We start from the raw sequence: 3,428 nt of genomic DNA, 5'->3' as shown, positions 1-3,428 counted from the left end.
GCTGCGTCGTGCCCCCGTGGCGCGACGGCGGCCAGGCGCAGTACATCGAACGGCCCGTCCCCCCACCGTCGCAAGCGACCACCACCCACACCCGGGCCTGGGCGCTGAAGCACCTGGACCGGCCCGTGACGCTGCCCGAACTCGCCGCCCACGCGCAGACAAGCGTGCGCACCCTTACCCGCCGATTCCGCGACGAGGTCGGCATGACGCCGGGCCAGTGGCTGATCAGGCAACGAGTGGAACACGCCCGGCACCTGCTGGAGAGCAGCGACCTGGCGATCGACCAGATCGCCGACCAGAGCGGATTCGGCGCCCCGTCCTCCTTCCGGCAGCACTTTCGCGCGATCATCGGCGTCTCACCCGCTACCTACCGCCGCACCTTCCACGCCGAGACCTGACCGTCCGGCCGCACCCGTCCGGGGTGACCGACCTCAGCACTCGACGGTGCAGGCCCGGCGCAGCAGTGCGGCGCCCTGCGCGGGATCCATCGGCCCGATACGTACGGTGCTCGCGGCCGGCAGCGTCTCATCGGCGACGTCGGCGGTGGCGAGCCACATGGATCCCGGCTTGGCGACGCCGAAGTCGCGGGAGCGCGATCCAAGCCGCGGCTGGTGGGCTTCCCGGACAGGAGGCCCACCAGTTGGGTCGCAGACGCAGCACGCGGAGCTGACGGGGCCGCCGATGACGAGGTTTCAGCACGTCGGCCACATCGTCGGCGTTGTGGCCCATCGCGCGGAACCGCACCACGTCAGCGGTCTCCCTTCGGCTCAGCGGTGAGGTTGGTAAGGACGGAGGGGCGGCCCTTCGGGGGACGCGTACCGCGTCCCAGTCCTCATTTGTCGTATTTGTCGTATTGGCAGCCACACGTGGCATGGAGGTTCACGACGGTCAAGTGATCGGCCGGGTCGGCTGTGACTCTCGATAGGGCCCAGCTTGAGACCTCGAACCTGACCGACGACTTGTAGGTGATCCGACCGTCGCTGTGGTGGTAAGCGCTCACATATGTGGTCAGCTCGCCCTGCGGGGAAAGCGCCCAGGTCTCACCTTTGCTCATGGGCATCGTCACTGCCATGCTCTGCGTGTCCGTGTCGGTATTCGTATTCGCGGTCGACTCCGAGTGGGAGTCTTTCCATGTCACGTCGACTTTGGGGGTTAATTTGAAGACTTTCCATGCCCATTCCAGTGAACCGCCGAACGATTTTTGGAAATCCCAGTCTTTGCTGAAGGCCTCCGTCGCGGAACGCGCGTTGGCGTAGGAGTACGAGAAGGTGACGCTCTCTTTGTCTTTTTCCGCGGTAATGACATTGGAGACGGTGGAGTGGTCGATGTAACTGAACCTGTGGAAGGTCTCCCAGGTCACGACGTAGTCCACGCCCGACGGGCACCCGACGGTGCCTATCAGCGTCGACAGCGACAGTAAGCATTCGTGGACCGCTGGCGGCCTGACGGGGGAGGGGGACAACGCACCACCGCCACTACCGGACGAGCTACTGCCATTACCGGACGACCCGCTGCTACTACCGGACGAGCCGGTACTGCCGTCGCTGGACGTCATGCCGCCCCCGAGCACTGCGCCGCCGCTGCCCGAGCCCGGGCACGTCTCCTGGAACCCCCCGCCGCATGCCAGATGCTGGCCGGTGGGGTCGCTGAACGTTACGGGATTGTTCTGGGAGTAGCTGTAGCCGTTGAGGGTCTGCGGTTTGTCGGTCTCCAGCAGCGGGTCGACGCTGAGGAACCGGCCGGTGGCCGGGTCGTACTGCCGGGCGCCGAGGTGGGTGAGGCCGCTGTCGGGGTCGGCGGTCTTGCCGAGGAAGCCCTTGTCGTCCGGCCAGGTGGTGGCCACGGTGCCGCGGGGCGCGCCGAAGGGGGTGAGATAGCGTTTGGTGATGGCCTGGGTCACGCCGTCCAGGGCCAGGGTCGAGGTGCCGAGGCTGTCGGCGGCGAGCCAGCTCAGCGAGGGGACGTCGGGCTGGGTGGTGCGTTCGGCGATGACGGGGCCGTCGCTGCCGTGGGTGTAGGTGCGCACCGCCCAGGTGGAGGTCCCGGCGCTGGTGGTCTTGGTGTGCAGTTCGGTGCTGCCGAGGTAGACGACCGTCTCGCCGTCGCCCGCGGTGGCTCGGCGAATGAGCAGGTTGCCCTCGGCGTCGTAGAGGTAGCCGGCCGCGTGGCCGCCCTCCGCGGTGGTGGCGAGGCTGCCCTCGGCGGTCCAGGTCAGGGTCTGCTTGGTGGTCGCGGAGACTGGCCGGGTGGTGGTGTTGCCGGTGACGTCGTACGCGTACGTCGCCGTGACCCCGTCGCAGCTCGTCCCGGTCGTGGTGGCGGTCAGGGTGTGCGGCTGGGCGGCCTTGGTGTAGCAGGACAGCGTCGTGGTGTCGCCGCCCGTCTTGTGCTGGGTCTCGGTGAGCCGCAGCCCGGCCTGGTTGTAGGTGTACCCGGTGCTGTACGGCGCGGGCCCCCCGACGGCGGTGCTGGCGCAGTCGGCGTTGGCCGGGGTCCACGCGCCGGTCATCCGCCGGTAGCCGTCGTAGCCGAAGCACTGGGTGTCGGGGGCGGTGGTTCCGCCGAGCGTGGCGGGATCACTGATCTTGGTGACGTTGCCCGCGTCGTCGTAGCCGTAGTGCAGGTCCTGCGGCATCCAGGGGTGGGTGTCGTCGGTGACGAAGCCGCGCAGCAGCCGCCCGGTGCCCTCCTCGTACTCGTAGTCCAGGTAGGCGTGCTTGGCCAGGCTCGCCGCCGACACGCCCAGGTTCAGCTGCTCGGGCTGGCCGAGCGCCGAGTAGGCGGTGTCCAGGACATAGGAGGAGGTGCCGGTGACGGTGTCCACCTGCCCGGTGGGAGTGTAGGTGTAGCTGACGTTCTCCTGCGGCAGCTGTGCCACGGCCGGCAGGCCGAGGTGCTGGATGGTGCCGTCGGCGTTGAACTGGGAGGTGAAGGCGTAACTGGCCTTGGCCACCCCGGAAACCACCAGCGGGTCGTTCGGATCGAGGTCGATCTCGCTGGACACGGGCTTGTAGAAGTTGTCGTAGGCGGTGACCTTCTGTACGTACTTCTTGCCGGTCACGCCGCCGTCGTAGCGGATGGAGTCCGCCGGCTGCCCGACCACGACGCTGTCGTACGTCCACGCCGCGAGCTTGTTCGGGTCGGTCTTGTCGCCCACCCACAGGCCGGTCTTGCGGCCGAGGGCGTCGTAGTCATAGGTGAGGGTTCGCTGGCCGGCGTTGGTGCTGGTAGCGATCTTGTCGAGGCTGGTGTACGTGGTCGCGCTCTTGCCCATGTCCGGGTCGCCGTTGCTGACCTGGCGGCCGAACAGGTCGTACCCGTACGTCCACTTGGCCCCGTCGGGCCCGGTGGTGACCGTCGGCAGCCCGTCCCGCGTGTACGCGTACGCCGTGGTGGTGTGCGTGGGCAGCGGCGCGGCGCCGCCGTAG

The 3,428-nt window shown here is 68.2% G+C and carries 3 protein-coding genes; 1 reads left to right on the top strand and 2 read right to left on the bottom strand.

Features of this window, described 5'->3' with window-relative positions; translation table 11 throughout:
- The coding region (locus AB0J09_RS59970) for a helix-turn-helix domain-containing protein (RefSeq protein ID WP_360712629.1) at positions 1-398 on the top strand (398 nt) is incomplete at its 5' end.
- Between the two features lie 33 nt (positions 399-431).
- On the opposite strand, the gene AB0J09_RS59965 is transcribed toward AB0J09_RS59970, so the two are convergent.
- Positions 432-557 (bottom strand): hypothetical protein, encoded by a 126-nt coding sequence (locus AB0J09_RS59965; protein ID WP_360712626.1) that lies wholly within the window; start codon positions 555-557, stop codon positions 432-434.
- A gap of 275 nt (positions 558-832) precedes the next feature.
- On the bottom strand, positions 833-3,428 hold a 2,596-nt coding region (locus AB0J09_RS59960; RefSeq protein ID WP_360712623.1), incomplete at its 5' end, for an RHS repeat-associated core domain-containing protein.

The organism is Nonomuraea sp. NPDC049784 (assembly GCF_040659615.1).
In the GTDB taxonomy this organism is placed as follows: domain Bacteria; phylum Actinomycetota; class Actinomycetes; order Streptosporangiales; family Streptosporangiaceae; genus Nonomuraea.
This window is presented reverse-complemented; position numbering and strand designations above follow the sequence as displayed.